A 366-nucleotide genomic window follows, 5' to 3' on the forward strand; every position below is an offset into this window, starting at 1 on the left:
TACAGTAAAATGCCGATATTCAAGATCGGCATTTTTGTTTTTATTTTTACTGAATGGACATACGCCGGATCTCTCCCAATTTGTCCATCAACTGATTGAACAATCTCCGGAGCATGAAACGATGTTGGTGACTATTGCAGAACAGCTTGAACAAAAAGGGCTTGAGCGAGGTATCAAGCAAGGTATTGAGCTAGGTCGAGAGGAAGGTCGAGAAGAAGGTATTGAGCTAGGCCGAGAGAAAGGTAAAGTGGAAACGGCTCGTGCCTTATTACGGCATGGCGTGAGTTTGGACATTATTGTCACCAGTACCGGACTGAGCCGGGATAAAATTGAAGCGTTAAAGCATTAAATTAATCTTCTCTTTTA

The 366-nt window shown here is 42.6% G+C and carries 1 pseudogene; it reads left to right on the plus strand.

The features are described 5' to 3' along the window. A pseudogene (locus tag EAE92_RS24275) lies at positions 1–349 on the plus strand (ISNCY family transposase); the annotation flags it as partial. Positions 350–366: the final 17 nt, after the last annotated feature.

It is taken from the genome of Photorhabdus hainanensis, from assembly GCF_018448965.1.
Lineage (GTDB): Bacteria > Pseudomonadota > Gammaproteobacteria > Enterobacterales > Enterobacteriaceae > Photorhabdus > Photorhabdus akhurstii.